General features: G+C 60.1%; 23 protein-coding genes and 1 tRNA gene. 7 read left to right on the top strand and 17 right to left on the bottom strand.

All coding sequences use genetic code 11. The features are described 5' to 3' along the window. Window positions 1–334 precede the first annotated feature (334 nt). The 6 genes from EII30_RS07130 to EII30_RS07105 form a co-directional block, all read right to left on the bottom strand. Entirely contained in the window at window positions 335–655 is a 321-nt protein-coding gene (locus EII30_RS07130; RefSeq protein WP_124886637.1) for a hypothetical protein, read from the bottom strand. A 96-nt stretch (window positions 656–751) separates the two neighbouring features. Beyond that, window positions 752–2,677 (bottom strand): ABC transporter ATP-binding protein, encoded by a 1,926-nt coding sequence (locus EII30_RS07125; RefSeq protein WP_158608682.1) that lies wholly within the window; start codon window positions 2,675–2,677, stop codon window positions 752–754. After that, on the bottom strand, window positions 2,607–4,364 hold the full coding sequence (locus EII30_RS07120) for an ABC transporter transmembrane domain-containing protein (protein WP_124886635.1): 1,758 nt from the start codon (window positions 4,362–4,364) through the stop codon (window positions 2,607–2,609). The genes EII30_RS07125 and EII30_RS07120 overlap by 71 nt, the downstream gene beginning before the upstream one ends. Before the next feature lie 18 nt (window positions 4,365–4,382). Next, window positions 4,383–4,697, bottom strand: coding sequence for a glutaredoxin family protein (locus EII30_RS07115; RefSeq protein ID WP_124886634.1), 315 nt, complete (start codon window positions 4,695–4,697; stop codon window positions 4,383–4,385). A gap of 324 nt (window positions 4,698–5,021) precedes the next feature. Continuing rightward, window positions 5,022–5,120 carry a 30S ribosomal protein bS22 gene (locus tag EII30_RS07110; RefSeq protein ID WP_005504750.1) on the bottom strand — a complete coding sequence of 33 codons (99 nt, stop codon included), beginning with the start codon at window positions 5,118–5,120 and terminating at the stop codon, window positions 5,022–5,024. 156 nt (window positions 5,121–5,276) lie between these two features. Continuing rightward, window positions 5,277–5,750, bottom strand: coding sequence for a helix-turn-helix transcriptional regulator (locus EII30_RS07105; protein ID WP_124886633.1), 474 nt, complete (start codon window positions 5,748–5,750; stop codon window positions 5,277–5,279). Window positions 5,751–5,839: 89 nt separating this feature from the next. Between EII30_RS07105 and EII30_RS07100 the strand changes: the two genes are divergently transcribed. Next, window positions 5,840–7,279, top strand: a complete 1,440-nt coding sequence (locus tag EII30_RS07100; protein ID WP_124886632.1) for a TrkH family potassium uptake protein — start codon at window positions 5,840–5,842, stop codon at window positions 7,277–7,279. Further along, window positions 7,272–7,937, top strand: coding sequence for a TrkA family potassium uptake protein (locus EII30_RS07095; protein ID WP_233569439.1), 666 nt, complete (start codon window positions 7,272–7,274; stop codon window positions 7,935–7,937). The genes EII30_RS07100 and EII30_RS07095 overlap by 8 nt, the downstream gene beginning before the upstream one ends. A 91-nt stretch (window positions 7,938–8,028) precedes the next feature. On the opposite strand, the gene proC is transcribed toward EII30_RS07095, so the two are convergent. Next, window positions 8,029–8,880: a pyrroline-5-carboxylate reductase gene (proC, locus tag EII30_RS07090; protein WP_124886631.1), complete on the bottom strand. Its 852-nt coding sequence runs from the start codon at window positions 8,878–8,880 to the stop codon at window positions 8,029–8,031. A 161-nt stretch (window positions 8,881–9,041) separates the two neighbouring features. Between proC and EII30_RS07085 the strand changes: the two genes are divergently transcribed. Continuing rightward, window positions 9,042–9,359, top strand: a complete 318-nt coding sequence (locus EII30_RS07085; protein ID WP_124886630.1) for a hypothetical protein — start codon at window positions 9,042–9,044, stop codon at window positions 9,357–9,359. Here the strand turns inward: EII30_RS07085 and EII30_RS07080 are convergent. Next, on the bottom strand, window positions 9,346–9,822 hold the full coding sequence (locus EII30_RS07080) for a nucleoside deaminase (protein ID WP_233569438.1): 477 nt from the start codon (window positions 9,820–9,822) through the stop codon (window positions 9,346–9,348). The two genes, EII30_RS07085 and EII30_RS07080, sit on opposite strands and share 14 nt — an antisense overlap. A gap of 50 nt (window positions 9,823–9,872) precedes the next feature. Here EII30_RS07080 and upp point away from each other — a divergent pair, with 50 nt between their 5' ends. Continuing rightward, window positions 9,873–10,508 (top strand): uracil phosphoribosyltransferase, encoded by a 636-nt coding sequence (gene upp, locus EII30_RS07075; RefSeq protein ID WP_124886629.1) that lies wholly within the window; start codon window positions 9,873–9,875, stop codon window positions 10,506–10,508. Window positions 10,509–10,883: 375 nt separating this feature from the next. Then, on the top strand, window positions 10,884–11,549 hold the full coding sequence (locus EII30_RS07070; RefSeq protein ID WP_124886628.1) for a winged helix-turn-helix domain-containing protein: 666 nt from the start codon (window positions 10,884–10,886) through the stop codon (window positions 11,547–11,549). A 78-nt stretch (window positions 11,550–11,627) separates the two neighbouring features. Here the strand turns inward: EII30_RS07070 and EII30_RS07065 are convergent, their stop codons facing one another. The 7 genes from EII30_RS07065 to mvk are packed head-to-tail and all read right to left on the bottom strand — an operon-like array spanning window position 11,628 to window position 18,607. Beyond that, window positions 11,628–12,005, bottom strand: coding sequence for a TIGR02611 family protein (locus EII30_RS07065; RefSeq protein ID WP_124886627.1), 378 nt, complete (start codon window positions 12,003–12,005; stop codon window positions 11,628–11,630). 29 nt (window positions 12,006–12,034) lie between these two features. Continuing rightward, entirely contained in the window at window positions 12,035–13,192 is a 1,158-nt protein-coding gene (locus tag EII30_RS07060) for a hydroxymethylglutaryl-CoA synthase (RefSeq protein WP_124886626.1), read from the bottom strand. Window positions 13,193–13,207: 15 nt separating this feature from the next. Further along, window positions 13,208–14,257, bottom strand: a complete 1,050-nt coding sequence (locus tag EII30_RS07055; RefSeq protein WP_124886643.1) for a hydroxymethylglutaryl-CoA reductase — start codon at window positions 14,255–14,257, stop codon at window positions 13,208–13,210. A 30-nt stretch (window positions 14,258–14,287) separates the two neighbouring features. After that, window positions 14,288–15,487, bottom strand: coding sequence for a type 2 isopentenyl-diphosphate Delta-isomerase (gene fni, locus EII30_RS07050; RefSeq protein ID WP_233569437.1), 1,200 nt, complete (start codon window positions 15,485–15,487; stop codon window positions 14,288–14,290). Next, window positions 15,477–16,649 carry a phosphomevalonate kinase gene (locus EII30_RS07045; RefSeq protein WP_158608681.1) on the bottom strand — a complete coding sequence of 391 codons (1,173 nt, stop codon included), beginning with the start codon at window positions 16,647–16,649 and terminating at the stop codon, window positions 15,477–15,479. The genes fni and EII30_RS07045 overlap by 11 nt, the downstream gene beginning before the upstream one ends. Further along, window positions 16,649–17,617 carry a diphosphomevalonate decarboxylase gene (gene mvaD, locus EII30_RS07040; RefSeq protein WP_124886624.1) on the bottom strand — a complete coding sequence of 323 codons (969 nt, stop codon included), beginning with the start codon at window positions 17,615–17,617 and terminating at the stop codon, window positions 16,649–16,651. Before mvaD ends, EII30_RS07045 begins: the two co-directional genes overlap by 1 nt. Window positions 17,618–17,641: 24 nt before the next feature. Beyond that, window positions 17,642–18,607, bottom strand: coding sequence for a mevalonate kinase (mvk, locus tag EII30_RS07035; protein WP_124886623.1), 966 nt, complete (start codon window positions 18,605–18,607; stop codon window positions 17,642–17,644). Between the two features lie 247 nt (window positions 18,608–18,854). Between mvk and EII30_RS07030 the strand changes: the two genes are divergently transcribed. Then, entirely contained in the window at window positions 18,855–20,045 is a 1,191-nt protein-coding gene (locus EII30_RS07030) for an LCP family protein (protein ID WP_233569434.1), read from the top strand. A gap of 84 nt (window positions 20,046–20,129) precedes the next feature. Next, window positions 20,130–20,221: transfer RNA gene (locus EII30_RS07025), tRNA-Ser, on the top strand. Window positions 20,222–20,340: 119 nt separating this feature from the next. On the opposite strand, the gene EII30_RS07020 is transcribed toward EII30_RS07025, so the two are convergent. Continuing rightward, window positions 20,341–20,664: a hypothetical protein gene (locus EII30_RS07020; protein ID WP_199731593.1), complete on the bottom strand. Its 324-nt coding sequence runs from the start codon at window positions 20,662–20,664 to the stop codon at window positions 20,341–20,343. Then, window positions 20,661–21,974: a TFIIB-type zinc ribbon-containing protein gene (locus EII30_RS07015; protein ID WP_124886622.1), complete on the bottom strand. Its 1,314-nt coding sequence runs from the start codon at window positions 21,972–21,974 to the stop codon at window positions 20,661–20,663. Before EII30_RS07015 ends, EII30_RS07020 begins: the two co-directional genes overlap by 4 nt. Window position 21,975: the final 1 nt, after the last annotated feature.

The raw sequence follows: 21,975 nt of genomic DNA, 5'->3' as shown, positions 1-21,975 counted from the left end.
GGGTTATCTCACTCCGAGAGAGTTTGCTCAACAGCAGGTGGCGGGTTGAAAAACTCTAATAACGCCTGGACCTAAAAACGGGCCCCCTCAGAACAGCCCAGGCCGTTACTAGAGCGGCGATTAACAACGCAACCGCTGCGGTTGGGATCCACGCCCCTGTATTGAACAGCGCAAACCACAGTACGTCCAGCTGCTTAAACGGTTGAATATAACACTCCAACTGCTGAGTCTCGCACATCTGGGCAAAGGCAGCTCTGCCGTTATCGTCAGTGTGTATCGCAAACTGGCCATCAAATGGGATGTTTTGAAGCTTGTCAGCGTGATACAGTTTGCCTCAAAGTCCAGGGTTAAACCAGTCTAACCGGCTCCCATCATCTGAGTGATCATCCCCAAAGTAAAAAAGGTTCCGCCCTCCAATAAAGTTTGCTTGATCCGCTGCGACTTTATAGACTTCAACGTCATGCTCGCTAACAAACGAATTAAAATGCTCTATAAGTTCGGTCTTAGAAAGTTTACTCTCTCCACTGCTCACGCTAACAGCGTAGTTAGTGTTCAACGGGAAAGACGTGTCCTCTGTCAATGTATATAGAGCAGCGATCATCGCACACAACACAGCAATAAGCCCCGCCATGAGGTAGTAAAGCTTATTTATCATGCCAGCTCCTTCGCTTAACATACAGGGGGTTACTGCAGGCTTAGCAGATATTAATTAGATTGTAGCGCTCAGCTTTTAGAAACTCAAACACTCTGGTTAGAGGCGCCCGAACACCTCCGCTGGGGTACCCTGAGTGATGATCTTCCCCTCGTCCAGTAACACAGCGCGATCCGCCAGCCCCGCGATTCGCGCATCGTGGCTGACGATAATAACCGCCCTGCCCTGCATAACCGCCTGCACGGATTCGGCGGCGGGGGCGAACTCCAGCTGGGTCGTTGACTCGTCCAGGATGACGGTGTGTGGATCCGCCAAAATAATGCGCGCCAGCGCCATCTGCTGCACCTGGTCGCGGGTTAGTTCGTAACCGTCTGAGCCGAGCAGAGTGTTGAGCCCCTGCGGCAGTTCGCTCACCCAGTTAGCGCCAACGGCTGTGAGCGCGTTAAGCATCTCGGGTTCGCTGGCGTTCGGTTTCACCACCGTAAGGTTGTCTGCGAGGGTGCCGACGAACTGGTGCGCCTCCTGTGTGCAGATCAGCAGCTTCGGCCTGCCGTCACTGTGCGGATCGGTTGGGAACCTGCCGTGGCCGACCTCACCGCCGAGCACCATCACCGAGCCGTGGTCAGCACTGAGGGACCCCGCGATTAACCGGGCGAGCGTGGTTTTACCCGAGCCGGACCTGCCGACGAGCGCGAGAGACTCGCCACGTCTCACTGTCAGGCTGAGATCGTTGATTACGGGGTGTGAGCTGGTGTAGCCGTAGTCGAGGTCAGCAACGGCAACAGCAGTGTCGAGGGCGGCGGTGTCAGCGGCGCCGAGAGTGGCGGCAGCGGTGGCGGATCCACCAGCTGCACCGGAACCGCCAGCACCAGCGGTGGCCTGTTTCGCGAGAACCCGCTCCCGGGCGGCGATCTGCTCCTCGGCAAGCCCAATAATGCCGAGCACCCGGCCGATCACAACCGCGGCCTCACGCAGTTTATCAAGCGAATAACCAAACTCTGTGATCATCCAGTACATGCTGAAGATCATCAGGGAGATAGTGGAGATCACACCCCAGCTGGTCCAACCCTGCGAAACCGCGAAAGCACCCAACAGGATCGCAAACAGCAGCGGCAGATAGGCAAGAATGCTGACGGAAGCGTTCATCACAACCCGCAGCCGAATAGTGCGTGAGGTAGCGTGGTAAACAGCCTCGCTCTGCCGGTTCAGCAGCTCCTCCCGCTGTTCAACAATCCCGAGTTCGCGTGCGGTGCTTAAACCGCGCACGTTTTCGGTGACGCGGGTGACCAGTGTCGATGTCTCGGTTGCGGCAATCTCGGTGCGTTTCGCGATCCGCGGCAGCATCTGCCACAGCACCAGCCACATACCGATAACCAGTGGCAGCATCACAACACCCATCACCGGGCTGATGACCACGACCGTCACCAGCTGCACCGCCAGGTAGATCGAGATGTAAATGAGTGACGGCAGATAGTTGGTGACGTTCTGGTGAACGGCATCGAGATCGTTGGTGACCCGGTTAACCAGATCGCCCGAACCGGAATCCTCGATCGTCTGGGCGTTCAACTGCAGCGCCGCATCAACCGCGTCAAGCCCCATCTGCTGGTGGATCGCGGTTCCCACGAACTCCTCCTGATACCGCGCCATCATCAACAGCACCGCCCGCAGCAACACAACCGCAAAGATCATGGTTAAAAGCAGCAGCGGGAACTCAGTTAGTTTGCCGCTGACGGCATCATCAATCACTCGGCCGATGACAATCGGCACGAAGACGCTCATCAGTGACGCGGACAAGAACAGGGTCATAGTGTAGGCGAGACGCCACGGGGTTCGCATCGCGTATTTTGCGATTCTCAGCCAGGTCGCTTTCTGGCCGAGCATCGGCAGGGCAGATGCCTGGCCCTGCTGTGCTGTTTCACGCTCGGTTTTGTCGCTGTTTATCGCCGCCACAGTTTCACTCACCCGCTTCCCCGCTGCGATCTGCCGCGCCGCCGCGCTCTGCTGCGCCGCTGCGCTCCGCTGCACCGGCTCTCCGCTGCGCCTCAGCGGTTGTGCTGACAACATAAACCTGCCTGGTTTTTTGGAGCAACCCCGGCGATCCAACCAGCATCTCAAGCCTGTCATAGATGTATTTCTGGCTCGGCTCATCAACCGAGTTAAGCGGCTCCGCCAGCACTATCACCGCCGCACCCTGTGCGAGCGTCCTGGCGAGCGCAAGCCGCTGCCGCTGCCCACCCGAGAGATTCGCGCCCTCCGAGGTGATGCGAGCCGCCAAGAACTCTTCCGGGGTGGATCCGCCAAGCCGCCACGCAATCTCGGTCGACTCCGTAATCTCCAGCAGCCCCATCATCGTCTGCTCGCTCAGTCCGTCAGTGCCAAGCTGCAGGTGCTCAGCGAGCGTGCCCTCAAACACGTAATCGTTTGACTGGCTTAACAGCACCCGATCGTCGGGATTGCGCAGTCGCAGTGCCGCGGTCAGCTGCTCAGAAAGCTGCTGCGCTGTCAGGGCATAGTCGCGCGGATCCAGATAGTTTATTGCCCCAGCCGCGGCGATAATCGGCGCGGGGTTGAACGCGCTCACGGCCTCGCTGGTGGATCCGCTGCCGTTCAGGCCGTTAACACCGTTCAGACCGTTAGTGCGGTTCGCCTCCGCACTGTCGGCGAGCCGCTGCATCCGCCGGAGAGAGGTTTTCGCGTTACGAATCGACACCATCACAAACTCCAGCACCCACAACGAACCGGACATCATCGTGATAACACCCGCAACAGCAACCAGCTGACCCGGCGGCACCTCGGTAACCCACACCCCACCATCCTGTTTTCCACGCAGTGCGAATCCAACAGCGAGCAGCATGATCAAACCGAGGAGGAACAGCCTCGCCCCGTTGATCCACACAGAAACCCTGCTGTATGCGAGATTGGCCTGTCGCAGCTTGAGCGCCGACTTGCGGTAGCGCCGAAACATCTCAGTGCCAGCACCAAGACCGGCGATGGTTCGCAGCGAGGTTGCGATGTCCGCGGTGCGGGAGGCGTTAATCCCCGCCGCCTCGCGTCGTTTCTCAACCCGGCTCTCCAGCGCTTTCGTGATCAGCGTGATCAGGATAATTGCAATCAGCATGCCGGTAATCCCAACCACGGCAACTAGCGGATCAATCAACCACAGCTGCACCGACCCAACGATGGTCAGCATAATCCCGCCAGCCAGGTCTGGCAGCGCATAAACCACCTGCGAGATAGTAACAGAGTCCTTGTTTACAACCGAGATAACCTCGCCCGGATCGGTTTTCGCACCCAGGTGTTTAATCTTTTCGGCGGCATAACCACGCCAGTCTCTTGCAAGCTCCTGAATGAACCTGATGGAAATCCCGAACCCAATGAACTCGTTAACCGCAACAAACAGGATAATGAACACGAGAGCGGCAAGCAGCGGCGGAGCCTGGTCCGCACGCCCAGAGGCGAATGTGTCAATAATCACACCGAGTAGCACCGGCAGACTCACCAGCGTGGCATCGCTGCAGGCGGTGCTCAACATCGGCAGCCAGTATTTCCACTTTGGGTAGCGGTAGCCGGGGGCAGTGACACGGAACATCACCTTTTGGTTGTGCTCTGCTGACCCACCGTTTGCGCTAACAGCCTCCCGAGCCTCGACCGGTGGTGACTCGGCCTGTGCCGTTGTACTCTGCTGCGACGCTGCCTTTGAGTTACCTGTCATCTCCGCAGTGTTTACAATCTATCTTCTAAAAATTCTCCCGAAAAGGCTCCTGCTGCGACGCAGTAACCTGTCACGTTCATCAATTATGGCATAGGCGAGCTTGTCTTCATAGACGTAAAAGGAAGCGTAGGGTCTACCACCCAACAGCACAACCGGGATATCTTCGCCGTACTCTGCGGCCGCCTGCTCATCATCTAGGATATTGATCTCAGAGTAGGTGATGTCGATGTTGTTTTCCCGGGCTGCCGCGAGCACCCTGTCAACCACGGTTTTAGCGTCTTGACAGAGGTGGCACTCGGGTTTGCCAACCAGTGTGAGCTCAACAGTTTGCATTGTTCCTCACCTTAAATATCATCGCCAAAATCAAAACACCGCCTGCCTTAACCCGCAAGCGGCGAAAGTTCGACTCTTAATCTAGTCTGCCTACCAGTGCGTAACCTTAAAGCTCAGGGGATTCACACAAAGTTTTACAAAACCGTTACATCCAGAGGTTATGCCGCCCGGCGCAGTGTGTGCTGCGCGGGCAGGCACGACGCAGGGCGGGCACGACGCAGGGCGGGCACGGGCGGGCACGGGGCGCAGCAGCAACGACAGAAACCACAAAACCCACACCTGAAAAGGCGTGGGTTTTAATGGTTTAAGCGCTTAAAACTTCAGCTACTTCTTGTTGCGACGCTGGTGACGTGTCTTGCGGAGCAGCTTACGGTGCTTCTTCTTTGACATACGCTTGCGGCGCTTCTTAATTACTGAACCCATAATTCACCTCGAGTTAAACGAGTGCCCCACGGATGTGGAACCCAGACAACAAGTTATCGCACGTGAAACCGTGCGCTATCTATCAATCTTACTGTAGCTTTGCTGAATAGTCACGGCGAGCGCGGCCAGGCTTAAAAACTTTCTTGGCCTAAAACGCTAGCTCTTGAAACGCATCCGGGCAACCAACTCCCGCACACCGGTTGTGGTTGCGGCCGCTGCACGCCCAAGATTACTGGCGGCTTCGCGCGCATACTCCGGTAAAACAGTCTCGGTGCTGGCGGATCCACCCGACAAAAGCCCCTCGGAAAGCAGATTGCCGTTCTCATCAACGTACTCAACCGTGACATCGGTTTCAAGGCCGGAGGTTGTGAACGGCAGCACATAGTCCTCAACGAGCTGCAGTGGCTCCGGGTCGAGCGTGTAGAAGCGGCTCTGCCCCTCTTCACGCACGGTCACAAGCTGCGCCTCACGCAGCACCTTCAGATGCTTCGACACTGTCGGCTGACTGATCTCCAGTTTAGCAACGAGATCGGAGACGCGGATCTCGTTACCCTGCTCCAGCTCAGTCAGCAGCGCAACCAAAATATCGCGACGGGTGGCATCAGCAATTACGTGAAAAATATCAGACATAGTTTAAGGCTATCGTGATTTAGGAGTACGATTGCAAGGCACAGCATTTTTTTCAGGCAAATTCTAAAGAATAAAATCCCGAGCAGATCATGTTTACCCGCAGACGCCACACCGCCAGCACCGTCCGGTCAGGACGCAGTGCGTTAAAAGGTGCGCTCTCAAACACACCCGCGCGGTTCGCGATTATCGTGTTCAGTTTCCTGATCCTGCTGCTGACGGCGCTGCTGATGCTACCGATCTCGACAAACTCACGCACTGTCACACCGCTCGTAGACGCGCTGTTCACAGCCGTCTCCGCAATCTGTGTGACCGGTCTCAGCACCGTCGACATGTCAACCCACTGGTCCCTGTTCGGCGACATCGCAATCGTGATCGGCGCCCAGATCGGCGGCATCGGGGTGCTCTCCCTCGCGAGCATCCTCGGCCTCACCGTCACCCGCCGTCTCGGTCTGAAACAGCGGCTAATGGCGGCGAGTGACGCCTCCTCCCCGCAGCGCAGCGGCTCCGAACTCGCGCAGGGTGACGCGATCCGCCTCGGAGAAATGCGGGGACTGCTCAGCTCTATCGCAATCAGCACCTTCGTGATCGAGCTTGCGCTGTTTGTGCTGCTCGCCCCGCGACTCATGCTCGCCGGTTACGATCCGCTGCACAGTCTTTGGTACGGCGGCTATCTCGCGATCACAACCTTCACCAACACCGGTTTTGTGCCAATGCCGGACGGGATGGATCGCTTCATCGGCGACCCCTACATGCTCGGCGTTATGTCCGTCGGAGTGTTCCTCGGCAGTATCGGCTTCCCCGTTATCTTCGCACTGTGGCGCTATCTGGCACAGCGCGGCTGGAGCACCCACAAGCGTTTCGGACTGCACACAAAACTCACCCTCTCAACAACCCTGATCCTGATTATTGGCGGCTGGCTGCTGATCGCCGCGCTGGAGTGGGACAACCGGCAAACGCTCGGCTCCCAAGACCTCGGCCAGACCATGCTGCACTCCTTCTTCACCTCGGTGATGACCCGCTCCGGTGGTTTCTCGATTATCGACCCGGCCGAGATGCACGGCTCAACCCACCTGCTGCTCGACATGCTGATGTTTGTCGGGGGTGGATCCGCTTCAACCGCCGGGGGTATCAAGGTGACAACCTTCGCGGTGCTGTTTTTGGCGGCGTTGTCTGAGGCTCGCGGCTACGACGGCATTCAGGCGTTTGGCCGTCGTATCCCGGCGCCGGTGCTGCGGGTTGCGGTGTCGGTTGTGCTGTGGGGTGCAACAATCGTGACAACCGCGACCGTACTGATCAGCCACATCACCTCAGAACCGCTCGACCGTGTGCTGTTTGAGGTGATTAGTGGATTCGCCACCTGTGGCCTGTCAACCGGTCTCTCCGAGGAGCTACCGGCATCCGCGAAACTGATTCTCGCGGCAACCATTTGGGCTGGCCGTGTCGGCACGGTGACGCTCGCAACCGCGGTCGCCGCAACAAAACGCTCTAGACTCTTTACATACCCTGAAGAAAGGCCGATCGTTGGTTAGAATCTCGCATGACACACCGGTTTTAATTATCGGACTCGGACGCTTCGGCGCCGCAACCGCCGGCCAGCTGGACCGCCAGGATCGTGAGGTGCTCGCGGTTGACACTAACCCGGCTCTGGTGCAAAAATGGGCGGATCGCGTTACCCACGCCGTACAGGCGGATGCCCGCAATATTGAGGCACTGAAACAGATCGGCGCACAGGATTTCCAGGTCGCCGTCGTTGCTGTCGGTTCCTCGATTGAGGCGAGCGTGCTCGTCGCCGCCAACCTGGTGGATCTCGGCATCCCCCAAATCTGGGCGAAAGCAATCTCTGCATCCCACGGTAAAATCCTGGAGCGGATCGGTGTCCACCACGTTGTTTACCCGGAGGCTGAGGCGGGTGAGCGAGTTGCGCACCTGGTGAGCGGCCTAATGCTCGACTACATCCACTTCGGTGACGATTTTGTGCTCGCGAAAATGTATCCGCCGCGCTCAATCCAGGGAGTGCCGTTGAAAGAGTCAGCGGTGCGAACACGGCACCGGGTTACCGTTGTTGGTGTGAAATCACCCGGCCAGCCGTTCACCTACGCAACACCCGACACGGTTGTTGGTAAACACGACAAGATTGTGGTGGCCGGATCCAACAGCAACGTTGAGCGTTTCGCGGCGATGGGCTAGCCCCGCGGGCTAGCCTGCTGGCTTGCGCGGGCACGCCCCGGGGCGCACGCCCCGGCGCGCTAGCGCGCTAGCGCGCTCCCGCGTGCCCGCACTAGCCCGCCGCGAGCTCTCGAGCTCGCGTAATCGCCGCGCCCAACGCCGTGTCAAAAAGTTCCGGTATTCCCCCGGCCTGCAGCCGGGTGACAGCCTGCTCGGTTGTGCCGTTCGGACTGGTCACCTTTCGGCGTAGCGCTGCCGCGTCCTCGCCCGTGCTCTCTAGCAGCTTCGCTGCGCCAACGACCGTGTTCTGCGCCAGCACCTTCGCCGTCTCCCGGTCGAAACCGAGCCGGCCGGCGGCGGCAATAAACTCCTCAACGAACCAGAAAAGGTAGGCTGGCCCGGATCCACTAACCGCGCTGAGCGCGTCAATCTGTGACTCGGGAACCGTCACAACCGCCCCAACCCGCGCAAAGATTGTCTCCGCATCGGCGAGCGCGGCCGCAACCAGCTCGGGCAGCTGCCCGCCCTCAAAACTCTCGGCCGCGGCCACACCGGTCACGCCCGCGCCAATGTGTGATGGCGTGTTCGGCATCGCCCGAAGTGCGATCACGCCCTCCGGGAGTAGCCGCTGCATCGACTCAACGGTGATGCCCGCCGCAACCGAGATAACCGCTGTGCCGGGTCGCAAAACATCGCTAATCTCACCGATCAGGTCGTGAATCATCCACGGTTTCACCGCCAGAATCACGGTGTCGGCAGCCGCCGCAGCCTCGCGGTTCGCCTCCGGATTTTCGCTGACAGCGGCAGCGCTTGTGTGCGGCAGTTCAGCTGCTTTCGCGGCACTGGCGGCAGAGTTGGTGGTGACCATAACGGGCGGATCCTGCTCCCCCATCGCCGCGATTAGACCGCGGTGGATCGCACCGCCCATTGAGCCGAGACCGAGAATAGCTATGCGTTTTGTCATAAGCAAATTTTAAGACGAAACTATTACTGTTAGGTGAGAAAGCTTTTGCACAGCGGCTCAGCTCTGCTGCACGGGTTTATATGCGGGTTTTAGATACCCGTTTGGCGATAAATACTGGCTGGCCTGTTCCTGATTTTGCGGGCCAACAAGGAGGGGTAACCATGAGCGCTGAAGAAGTGTTAGTAACCGTTGAGGATGTTGCCGCGATTGAGGCTGCTCTTAATGAGCTGAAGCAGATTGACCGTGTGATTCGAGTTTCTGCGTACCGCGTCGATGCCGACACGGTGCTGGTTGGGGCGAAGATCTCGCTGCCGGTTGATTTCACAATGCGTGACGTGTCGATTGTGGTTGCGCTCGCGGAGCGTCGGGTGCGCCGCGCCCTGCCGGATGCGCAGCACGTGTTTATCACCCCGGATGTTTACTGCGACCCGAACGCGGCACCGTCCACCAGCTCAATCGTCACCCTCAGCTACGACTAGGCCGCAGCCCGCTGAAGAAGTCGCTTAACTGCCTGGCGCACTCGTCCGCTAACACCCCGCCAACCACCTCCGGAACCGGGTGCGGCAGCCTGCCGTCCCGCAGCAGATCATAGACACTGCCGGCGGCGCCCGCCTTTTCGTCCCACGCCCCGAACACAACCCGCGGGATTCTCGCCGATGCAATCACCGCCGCGCACATCGCGCACGGTTCGAGCGTAATAAACAGTGTGCAGTCGCCAAGCACCCGACTGCCGGTGTGTTTGATCGCCGCGGTTATCGCGTTAATCTCCGCGTGCCCGAGAATATCGTCGTCCCGCTCCCTGGTGTTGTGCCCGCTCGCGATCACCTGCCCGGTGCCGTCAACGATTACGGCGCCGACGGGCACATCGCCGTGCGCGGTCGCCGCTTCCGCTATTGTCATCGCGGTGCGGATCATGGTTGTCTCGGTGCTATTTGGGTTCATCGTCTCGTTTCAACAGCTTGCTTCTAGGCTATCGCAGTAGACTTAGAGGCATGAAGGTTTTTGTTGCAGAGCATCCGCTGATTACCCACAAGCTGAGTGTTTTAAGGGATCATAAAACACCGCAACCAACCTTTAAACAGCTGATCGAGGAGCTGATGACGCTGCTCGCCTACGAGGCTACCCGCGAGGTGCGGGTCACACCAACAACCGTTGTCACCCCGGTGGCAACAACAACCGGTGTGAAACTGAGCGAGCCACTGCCGCTGATCGTGCCGATTCTGCGCGCCGGGCTCGGCATGCTTGAGGGTATGACCCGGCTCGTGCCAACCGCCGAGGTTGGCTTCCTCGGCATGGTACGTGACGAAGAAACCCACGAGCCAACAACCTACGCCGAGCGGCTGCCAGAGAGTCTGCAGGGTCGCCAGTGTTTTGTGCTGGATCCGATGCTCGCCACGGGCGGATCCCTCGCCGCCGCAATCGAGTTCCTGTTCGAGCGCGGCGCTGATGACGTGACAGCAATCTGTGTGCTCGGCACCCCGGAGGGTGTTGAGAAGCTGCAGGACACCGTTGGCGGCCGTAACGTTAAGCTTGTGCTCGGAGCGCTCGATGAGGGGCTCAACGAGCAGGCGTTTATCGTCCCCGGTCTCGGGGACGCGGGCGACCGACTCTACGGCACCGCCGAGTAGCAGCGCACCGCCGAGTATTCCGACTGCAACGGGTTGGCTGCGTCGCGAGCCAGCGAACCGGCACTGACCAGCGGATCCACCCAAAAATCGCGGGGCGGCGGCCGCGATTTGACAACATAACGAAAAGTAATCTAATCTATAAGCTATGACTCTTATTGCTACATCAATCCAGTGCATCGGCGAGGTGACCTCTGGAGTATCCGGCATGATGATGTGCCGCCGTAGCAGTGCGTACTGTCGGGTTAGCGCCTAACAAATTCAACCCACCCAGCTATTCTCGCGGTTTCTAACACCGCCCTCCAGCCGGATCAGCTACCCGGCACAGTATCACGCGGATCCACACAAGGCCGCACTAAGACTCACAAGGTATTTATAATGAGCAACACAATCGAAACAACTCGCCCAGATCTCGCCAACCTGCCAGCAGCCCCAACCGCCGGACTCCCGGAGGGCACCGAGGTGCGCGGTTTTGCGCTCTACGTTGGCGTCACCCCTGAACAGCTTGGCGCAGACACCAAACTAGCCGACCTGGTGAACCAGCTGAAGGCTCACCTGTCAGCGCTCGCGCCGTCCGCAACCAGCTACGCAGCGCTCGCGCTCGCACCGCAGGACCTCGGCGGCAGCAACCTCGACGTCACCCGGATCGCGCTCGGCGAGCCAGCAGCGCGCGCCAGCCGCAACAAGCAGCGCAAAGGCGATCCCAAAAGCGGTGTAGTGATTGATCTCTCGCGCCAGCAGATCCTGCTCGACGGCGAACTCGGCAACCTTACCTACCGCGAGTTTGAGCTGCTGCAGTTCTTTATCCTGCGCGAGGGTCAAACCCTCACCCGCGAGGACGTTATCGCCGGCCTCTGGGCAGACAGCAGCGAAGCCGAGGTGCCTGGGCCACGCACCATTGACGTGCACATTCGTCGCCTCCGCACCAAGCTCGGCGCCTATCACGGGATTGTGCGCACCGTGCGCGGATCCGGCTACCGCTATGACTACCACGCTGACGTGCGGGTGGTTTCTGGCCCGGCACCAAGCCCGGACCTCAACTAGTCGGCGGGCGGGTCCGTCTGGCAGCAAGCTGTGTTAGGCGGTGGCGAGTGGATCCACACACCCCCGCTCTCAGGCAGTTTAGCGCTTCTCGGTGTTGCGGGCCGCTTTCGCCTTGCGTCGCCGGGCACGCCACTGCTGATAGCGCTGCCACCAGGCACGCACCTGCATCCGCAGCCAGCTGAGGATTCTGCGCGCCCACGCGAACTCGGAACCGAGCATCGCAAGCCCGAGGAAGATCGTCAACCAGCCGGGGCCCGGCAAAACAAGCATTAAAATACCGGCAATAATCACAAGCGAGCTGACGATGCACAGCCCGATCCGGTAGGTGAGCAACAGCCACGGCTTCTCAGCGACGGCGGCACGCCACCGCTTCATGGTTTTTGAGAAGCGATTAGCAATACGCTCCATCTGCGCCATATCCTTGGCGGTCGGGTCGTATTGCTGCTCGTCAGTCATGGTTTAAGTTTAACGAGCTAGGTTGGGGGTTACTTTAGCGTTTTCTCATAAAATCGTGCACCGCCGCTGACACCACCGAACCGGAAAGGCGCGCTTGTAACGCGCGGGTTCTGGTAGTCCACCTGGCTGCCGCGCTCGTGGGCCGCGTGCAGAGCACGGTATGCCTCGTAGTCGAGCGGGGTGCGCTGATCCGCCGTCTGCCGCACAATCTCGGGACGCAAAAACTCCCGATAGCCGGGCTTCACAACCGCGGTAAAGAACTCGCCGACGGCGCCCGAGCCGTAAGAGTAGAGCCCGATCCGTTTGCCGGTCAGGTCGATGTCGCTGTGCAACAGCGACAGCAACCCGAGATAGAGGGAAGCGGTGTAGGTGTTGCCGAAGACCGGGGTGTAGCTAAGGCTCGGCTCAACCAGTGACGCACCAAGTTTCACACCCGTGTGCTCAGCTAGACGATTGTGGGCTTTCACCGCCATCTTCGTGAACGGCTGGTGGTGCACAAAATAGTCAATCTCCGAGAGCGCAGCACCGCCGCGGGCTGTGAAATCCTCCCACGCACCGGTGAACGCACCGAGGTAGGCATCAAGCGAGAGCGCGCCGTCAACAAGCGGGGTGCTGAGGTCGTTTGGCCGCCAAAAATCATCGATGTGGGCTGACCAGACACCGTTAACCGGTTCAATCTCCAGCAGCTGCGGATCCGCCCCCACCAGCATCGCAACAGCGCCAGCGCCCTGCGTTGGCTCCCCAGCCGTATCAACCGCGTAACGCGCAATATCACCGGCGATCACAAGCACCCGCTCATCACGGTTGCGGGCGACCAGGCCGAGCGCGAACTGCAGCGCCGCCGTTGCAGAGTAACAGGCCTGCTTCATCTCAACAACCCTGAGGTTCGGTGACAAATCAAGCAGCGACTGCGCAAACAGCCCAGCAGATTTTGACTGGTCAACGCCCGATTCGGTGGCAAAAATGAGGGTGCGGATCCCGTCAGATCCGGTGCGCTCCAGGAGCCTGTGCGCGGCGGTTGCGCCGACCGTGACCGCGTCCTCGTCGATCGCGGGGACGCTGAAAACCTCTTGCCGAAGCCCGAAGCGGTACTTGTTTGGATCCACCCCGGTTGCCTCAGCGAGCGTGTCAAGCGTCACACAGTTGTGTGTGCTTGCCATCTCCATGTCAATAATGCCAACAGCCATCGCGCAGCTAAACTCCTATTTCTGAGGCTGGCGTTCCATAGCAACGTGGGTTGCCATCAGCTCACCAGGGTTGGTTTGCGCTGCAAGCAGCGACAGCTCACCGCACAGCACGGTAGCGGCGGTGATCGCGGCGAGCCGGCGGGCGTTCTGCCCGGGCTCACGATCATCTCCACAACCCATTTTATCGAGGTTCTGCTGAACGTGCGGCAGATGCTTGCCGTTACCGACCGTGCCAACGATCAGGTGCGGCAGCGTACAGGAGAAGTAGAGACCCTCCTCGCGCTCCTCCGCGTAGGTGATGCCCTGTGATCCCTCAACAATGTTTGCCGCATCCTGACCGGTCGCAAGATAAATCCCGAGCAGCATGTTGGCGTAGTGGGCGTTTGCTGACCGGAGCGAACCGGCAATGTTTGAGCCGACAAGGTTCTTTTGCGTGTTTAGCGCGACTATTTCGGCGGCGGTTGTGCGCAGCCGCTGCGCAACAATCTCGTGCGGGATCAGCATATCGGCGACGGTGCGGCGACCACGGCCGAGAATCCCGTTAACCGCGGACGGTTTCTTGTCGGTGCAGTAATTTCCCGAGATTGACCCGTAAGCGACACCGATCCCCCACTCCAGCACGCGCCCCATAATCGCCTCAGCGGCCGCGGTTGCCATGTTGTGACCGGAAGCGTCACCGGTGCTAAACGCAAACCTGGCAAACAGCAGGTTACCAACCACCTCGGTGTGGATCTCCAGAAGCTTCGCGAAGCGGCTACGCTGCGACACCAGCTCGGCAAGCTCGGCAAAACGCGACTCGATTGTTACCGCCGCGTCGACCGCTGTTGCAGCATCCACCGCCGTAAAAACCGACGACCTGCTCATCCGCTCATCAACCACGGTGGCGCGGATCCCGTCATCCAGCATGCGAGAGATGCTCGCCCCGCGACCAACCGACGGCCACAGCGGTGTCTCGTAGGTGGCAAGCGGCACACTGACCTCTTCATTAAGCACATTGCCTGTGATCCTAAGCGGGCCAACCCAGCTGGTTGGGATACCCGTGATAAGTGTTTCAGGAGTTGCCATGTTTTGCACCGCGCTATTCTCGATAAACCGTTAAGATCTTTGGGCGTACGCCTGAGCGTTGATCCCTCGCAGCTCACAGTACTCGCGCACCCTGCCGCGGATCAGCACGTCACAGTGACGCGCTGCCGAAACAGAGTTTGCACCCAGCAGCGCAAACAGTTCTTTTGTGCGCTGTTGCATCCATTTTAGATGCTCTGCAACACTCTCAGCATCTCCGGAAACTGCCAACGGCAAAACACTGCCCGCAACACCCACGCCCGTTGCCCCGAGCGCAACCGCTTTTACCACGTCGAGCGGGGTTTTTACGCCGCCCGAGGCGAGCAGCGTCAACGGCAGCTGCGCGGCAGCTGCGTCAAGCAGGCAGCACACCGCCGACTGACCAAAATCGTTCAGGTCAGTGAAACTGTCGCTGCGCCTAGCAGCCTCAATCGCCGCGAAACTCGTGCCACCGGTGCCGCTCACGTCCGCAACCGTCACCCCAATCTCGGCAAGCTGCCGCAGCGTTTTCACGCTCAGCCCGCAGCCGACCTCTTTCACAATCACGGGCACCTGTACCCGCTCAACAATCTCCGCGAGCAGTGGAAGCCAGTTGCCAAAATCCCTGCCGCCCTCGGGCATAACCGTTTCCTGCACAGCGTTGACGTGGACCTGCAGGGCGTCGGCGGCGAGCAGGTCGACCGCGCGGAGGGCGTGATCCACCGGCCGCCCGGCACCGATGTTGGCGAACACCAGCCCGTCCGGGTTGCGCTCACGCAGCACCCGGAAGCTTGCTGCGCAGTCTGGGTCGTCGAGCGCCATGCCAACCGATCCTGACCCGATCGCAACACCCGTCGCCGCGCACGCCTCGGCGAGCACCGTGTTGATGTGCAGCGCGGTGTCGGTGCCGCCCGTCATCGCGTTAATGTAGAGCGGTGTCTGCCAGCGCATCCCGGCAACCTCAACCCCGAGATCAACATCGGCGAGGTTGATGCCGCTTAGGGCGTGGTGCAGAAACTCGATGTCCTGGAAGTCGTTGTGCGGGGTGGATCCGCGATCCCCCGCTCCGGCAGCTCCAGCGGCGGAGACTCCCCCGCCGCCCGCCGCAGCGGCCTGCTGCTGCAGCGCGTACCTGATGTGGTCCTCTTTGCGGGATGCGGCAAGCGCGATGTCGCTCTGCTCCGGAGCACTGCCCTGGCCTGGCAGACTGCCCTGGTCTGGGGTACCTGATCCGCCTGTCTCGTTAAAGCTCAAAACTCTCCCCGCTCCCTATCTGACCCGCGCCGTCGGTTGCGCCAGCAACGCTGAGGTCAAGCACTGAAATGTTTGCGCGCTGCCACGCCGCAGCAACCGCGTCGTGTTTTGCGGGATCCGCCGGCAACGCGATCGCGCAGTCGCCGCCCCCGGCGCCACTGGTTTTTGCGGCAACACCGACCGCCGCGGCAAGCTCCCGCATCTGCTGCAGCGCTGGTGTCTCAATCGTGATCGCGGCCGCGTCGCTGAGCGTCGCCAGGTTCTGTCTCGCAAGCTCAATCGCGCCGCTGATCTGCTCCCCGTTATCGGTCACAATACCGGTCACCAGCTCGGTCACAGCGTGCTCGCTGGTGGTCAAAAAATCGGCGTAGACCGGACTGTTTCTGGGTGTGCGCTGCTGCAGGTTGGCGACCAGTTTGTCGGTTAGCGCGGGCGCTTTCGTCCACCCAACAAGCAGGTGGGTCTGCTTTGGCGCGGGCAGCGAGTACGCCGCTGAACCGTGCCAGCCTCTGCTGCTGAGCGCCGCCGAAACCGACCCTGTCGCGTAGTCCTCAAGCACCTGCCTGCGATCGGGGCTGCGGTAGTGGATCCACCCGCCCAGCGTGCTCGCCGCAATGTCGCCGCCGCTGCCCTGCGGGGAAATCTGTGCGGCAGCGAGCAGCGCAACCTTAAACCGTTCCGCGGTGCTCAACCCCATGCCGTAGTGTTCGCTGAGTGCCGCAACAATAGCCACAACAACCGCGCCCGACGAGCCGAGCCCAAGCTTGTCGCCGTTATCGCCGTTCAGCTTGGAGGTGATCGTCAGATCGTAACCGCGCGGTGAAATCCCCCGCTCAGCGCGAAGTTTTTCGCAGGTCTGCAGAGCCGCTGTGACATAGTCGCGGCGCTCCCCAAGAAACTCAACCGCCGCCGCGGTTGTGTCGGCGGCCGCCTTCTTAGTGTGGTGCCATTTGAGCGGATTCGCCCCGTACTCAGAGGATTCAACGACGCCGCCGAGCTCCTCGCCTCCGAGCCCCTCGCCGCCAGACGCCTCACCGTCGGTTGCTGTTAGTTCAACGGTTAAAAACCGGTCAACCGCGACCAGCACCGCGCTGTGTGCGGGCTCCACGATTGCGTACTCTCCGGCAAGAAACAGTTTGCCCGGAACGCTCACCCGCACCACTAGGCTGCCTCGCCGCTGCCGTCTGCCGCCAGGTATGCGCCCCGGCCCGGGGCGGCGATGTGGGTTTTGCCGAACTCGCTGAGAGCCGCGGCCACCCGCTCAGCGTCAGCGGGTCGTGAGATGGCGACAACGTTCGGGCCAGCATCTGCGGTGCCGTAGGCTTCAACCCCGTCCGCGCGAAGTTTTGCGATCGCATCGAAGGCTGCAAAGGAGGCCGGTGCGAGGTAGCGCAGCGGCGGTTCTGTTGTCATCGTGAGTGCGTGCATCCGCATCGCGTGCAGCTCGGTGAGCTCACCGATCCGCGTAAAATCGCCCGCCTGACAGGCCGCAATCATCCGCTCCAGCGCCCGCTCCGTTGACGGCGCCCACTCGGTATAAAACGGCGAGGTGTCGCGGGTGAGCAGCATCCCGTCGCGGCTTGAAACAGCTTTCGGGCCGGCGTTAATCTCGCAGACGATCATGCGCATATCCGGGGCGTCGATCTGTTCCGCGTAGGAGGTTTCGTCATCTGTTCCCGCGTGCCAGACCGCGAACCGGTCAACCGTCGAACGACAGGCGGAACCGGATCCGCGCCTCGCCAACCTGCTCAGCTCTCGCGGGGTCAACTCCAGCCCGTAGGCGGTGCTGGCAGCGAGCGCGAGGGCCGCAAAACCGGACGCTGAGGACGCGAGACCCGCAGCTGTTGGTGCGTCATTGTGCGACACAACCGCGGCGGGGGTGTGCGACCCCGCAAGGCTGCGCACCCGGTCTAAAAATCGAAAAACCTTGCTCGCGGATCCACCCTGCGCCGCCTCACCATTCAGCGTGAAGGTGTCTCTTTCACCGCCGAGGGTGACGGTTGTGCGGGTTGCGACGGTGTCGAGCGTCATGGAGAGGGAGCCTGCGACCGGGAGAATCAGGTCTTCATCGCGTTTGCCCCAGTATTTGATTAGCGCGATGTTTGGGTGAGCGATTGCTGTTGCCCGCATTGTTGTTGCCACTCCCGGTTTGGATTAAACGTTCTGTTCGAGGGTTGAAACCCAGGTGCGTGCAGCGCCAGCAGCGCTCACCCGCTCAGCGATCTCGGTCGCAGCCTCAGCGTTTGGAGACAGCGCGATAATACAGCCACCGAGACCGCCTCCAGTCATTTTAGCGCCCAAAGCTCCAGCCTCCCTGGCAGCTTTTGACAGGGCGTTTAGGTCCGGGGAGCTGACGCCGAGCTCATCAAGCGTGAAGTGTGCCTCGGTGAGAATCTGGCCGAGATCGGGAAGTGTTCCGAGCAGCAGCGCCCGTTCAGCCCCGTCGGTGAGGCTCGCGAGCTTGTCGATCAGACCGTTTACGAAACGGGGGTGGTTCTCGCGCAGCTGCCTAACACCGCCGACCGCGATCGAGGTTTTGCCGGGGTTGCCGGTGTCCGCGATGACGAGAGTCACCGGCACTTTACTGCGCAGCGGGGTTGGGGTGCCGCTGCGGAAGCGAAGCGCTGTGTCAGCGGCGACCGCGTGCGCGTCCAGACCGGAGGAGGTGCCGTGCGCAACCTGCTCAGCGTGTTGCACGAGCGCGAACCGCTCCGAATCAGTCAATTTTTGGCCTGCCGCGTCAGCGACGGCGCGCACAATCGCGGTTGAAACGGCGGCGCTGGATCCGAGTCCACGCTCAACCGGGATGGGACTGTTAACTCGCAGGTGCAGGCGGTCAGGATCCAGTCCGAACCGGCCAGCGGCCTCGTGCATTGCCGCGAGCGGGGGCCTGAGCCGCTCGGGGGCGATTGTGATCGCTCCCGAGAACACCTCGGAGTCGATGTGGCTGGCGGCGGATCCTGTCACCGTCGCTTTCACCTTCAGATCGTGCAGCGGGAACGCGATCGCGGGTGCGCCATAGACCACTGCGTGTTCACCGATCAGGATTGATTTACCGTGCGCTTCACCGGTTCCCGACAGGGGCGCTGGGCGCTTTTGATGCTTAAAAAAATTGACCATAAATCTCTCGTGGATATCGCGTTCTAACTTTCCCCCACAAAAGACCTATTTTACGGGAACTGTCTATGTTAATCCCCACTCTCTCAGCAATCACGGTCAATTCCACGGTAATCTTTATATTTAAGAAACATAGACAAGTGGAGTGGAAGTGCGAAAAACAGCTAAACATGCCGCGGCAAACCTGCACGCAGCCCGGCACGGTAAACTGCGCCCCTCGAGTTCGCTGCGCAACGGTATAAAAGGGCTCTTGACGGGAATTTTAGTGCTCGGCTTAAGCCTGGTATCTGTTGCTGCCTACGCACTGCTTGACATCAGCAGCAAGGTCACAACCATTGAACCGCCAAAGGGTACCGCCAAGGTTGAGGCTCCGAAAACCCTCGAGGGTGAACTAAACGTGCTGCTGGTCGGGTCAGACACCCGCCAGGGCCAGGAGATTGATGACGGTGAGCTCGGTGAACTCAACGACGTCACAATGCTGCTGCGCATTTCAGCGGATCACACCCGCGCCACCGTGGTTAGTTTCCCTCGCGACCTGATGCTGTCAATCCCGAGCTGCCCCGGCCCGAACGGTGAAGAGAACTTCTACTCCGCAATGTCTGAGCAGCAGCTCAACACAACCCTGCAGTATGGTGGCCTGCCGTGCACGGTTGCAACCATTGAGGAACTCACCGGCGCCACAATCCCCTACGCTGGCCTAATCACTTTTGACGGTGTGACCGCGATGTCTAACGCGCTCGGCGGCGTTGATGTGTGCCTCACCCAGCCGATTGAAGACCCGAACACTGAACTCAACCTGCCAGCCGGTGAGGTCACCCTGATCGGTAAAGAAGCGCTGCAGTTCCTGCGCACCAGGTACGGTGTCGGTGATGGCAGCGATGTTAGCCGCATCAGCAACCAGCAGGTGTTTATGGCGGCGATGATGCGTCAAATCCGCAGCTCCGACACCCTCGGTAACCCCGCCAAGGTGTACTCGCTCGCTAAAGCCGCTGTTGAGAACATGACACTCTACAGCAATATGGCGTCTGTCGAGTTTATGCAGGCGGTGGCTGAGACGATCCGCAAAATCGATCTCGAAAACATCACTTTCGTGCAGTACCCAAGCTACGATCACCCCTACCAGCAGGGCAGGCTCGCACCGAACACGGTTGCGGGCGATGAGCTGATGGCGCGGATCCTGTCAGACCAGGACTTCACAATCGGCGGCCCCGGTGAGGGCGTCGACACCTCCGCAGCTGACCCGGGCACCGCAGCAGACGGCAGCACTGGCGACACCGGTGGTGCAGCAACCGATCCGGGTGCGGATCCGAACGCCACCGGCGGAGCGGCTGGCACCGCCTCTGATGGCTCCGGCACAGCGCCTGTCACAGACGATGTGCTCGCGGATGTTACCGGGCAGAAAGCATCTGACACAACCTGCTCAGGCGGGCGAACGCGCTAGTTTAGTGACTCGCTGAGTGCTGTTATGCCTCCCCGTCACAGCACAGCGTTTATGTGTTAAGATAGTTTTCGCGTGCAAACGCGAGGAGACGTGCCAGAGCGGCCGAATGGACTTCACTGCTAATGAAGGGTCTGGGTTAAACCGGACCGGGGGTTCAAATCCCCCCGTCTCCGCCATGTAATGTCCTGACACATCGTTCACAGTTTTTGTGGGTGTGTCAGGACATTTTCTCTAACATCGGGGTCAAGCCCGCCATTCCCGATAGACCCGCGCTTCGCTACACCACGCGCTGCGCTTACTGCAAGCGGTTGACGCGCACCCTGGGTGAGTTAACGTTGTTGCCCTGGATCTCACCGCGGGCGGTTCCTCTGATCTCGTCCACCTTGTTGTCACTGCCGTTGATGGGTTTGTGCGCCACCCGGGTTTCTGTCTCGAAACTGTGTGACTTGTCCGTGTTGCGGTAGTAGAGGTAGATGCTGGTGTAGACGCCGACACCCGCTGCGGGGCCGGCCAGCAGGATCCACAGATTAGAATCTGATGAGGAATCGGCGGGGATCGCTGTTTGCAGGGCAAGCAGCGCCTGCACCGCGATGGTTTTTGTCAGTAGTAGTGTAATCACAGTAGTGCCACCATTATTGCTATTGCTTCAACGATTGAGCCTGACAGCAGTGCCGCCGTCAAAAGGCGCGGATAGGAGACGGGGACGCTGCCCATAGTCTCTCCGGTGCGGCCGTTCACAGCGATGTAGTGCACAACGCTGTGGCTGCTCTTCCGCTCGTAGTAGGAGTAGAGCCAAACCGGCAGGTGCATAGAAACCCACTTGGTGCCGTGCAGTTGCAGTTTCTCGTGCTCCCATCTCACTCCACGGTTATAGAACGAGAGCGTCGAGTTTGTTTTAGCGCGCGCGATCGACAGCAGCTGGTGTTCCAGCTGTGGCTGCACGGCGGAGACATCCTGGTCGCGTTTCTCAGAGGTGAAGCCCCTGAGATAGTTGGCGTTGAACACAACCGCGTTCTCGGTGTCGAACGGCAGGATCGTGTTAATAATGTTGTTGGTGTTGACCGGGCTGTTAAAGTCCGCCCGCTGCGATGATGACTCGATTGTTAGATCGTCGGTTGTGAAGTCGATCTGCCGATACACCTGGTACACATCCGCGTCGTAGCGAGTCTCTGTGTCATCGCCTCTTTTCACGGTGTATTTGCGGATCAGGTGCTCACCGTATCCCCACAGTTCGGCGCTCGAGTTGCTGTCGATAACCAGGTAGGGCAGATACACACCGAGCACGTTCTCCGGCTTAAACTCTTTAATAAACCGGCGGTTCGCAAACAGCCGCCGTTTCGAGGCGAACTTACTAACCGCCGCAACAGCCTGTTCATGCGTCAAATAGAAAGGCAGCACCGCATCAGGCACAGCACCGTTGGGGATCTGCGCGTTCAGGGTGAGCGTGTTACGGCACCAGTGACATCTCGCGTGCAGCGCGTTCGCGGTGTCGATCACAATCTCGGAACCGCAACCGCCGCACTTCAGAGTTATGATGTCCGCCGAATCGGGCGCTATGTTGCTGGATCCGTGACTAACATGTGTGCCGGTTAGGTCAAACAGCGACTCCGGGTCAGGCTGGTCTGTTTCCAGCTGCTGTTCTTCCCACTGGTATCTGCAGAACATGCAGATCAGGTTCGCGGTCGCCGGCACTGGCTGTATTTCGGTGGACCCGCACTTCGGGCACCTGTTTAACCCGTTGTGCCCAGCTGGTTGCACTGGTTGCTCCTGCACCTGCTGCGCGGGTGCCGCGGGCTGAACCTGCTGTACTGGCTGTGCTGGTGCTGTGGTCTGCGCTGCGGGCTGCGCGGGTGCCTGCGTTACGGGTTGGCTTTCTGCCGCAGCCTGCTCAGGCACCTGAGCAGGCTGCGGGTTCTGGGGGCTGTCCATC

Origin of the sequence: Leucobacter sp. OH1287 (assembly GCF_003859945.1) — a bacterium.
Classification (GTDB): Bacteria; Actinomycetota; Actinomycetes; order Actinomycetales; family Microbacteriaceae; genus Canibacter.
The sequence above is the reverse complement of the archived record's forward strand: the minus strand, read 5'-3'. Positions and strand labels throughout refer to the sequence as shown.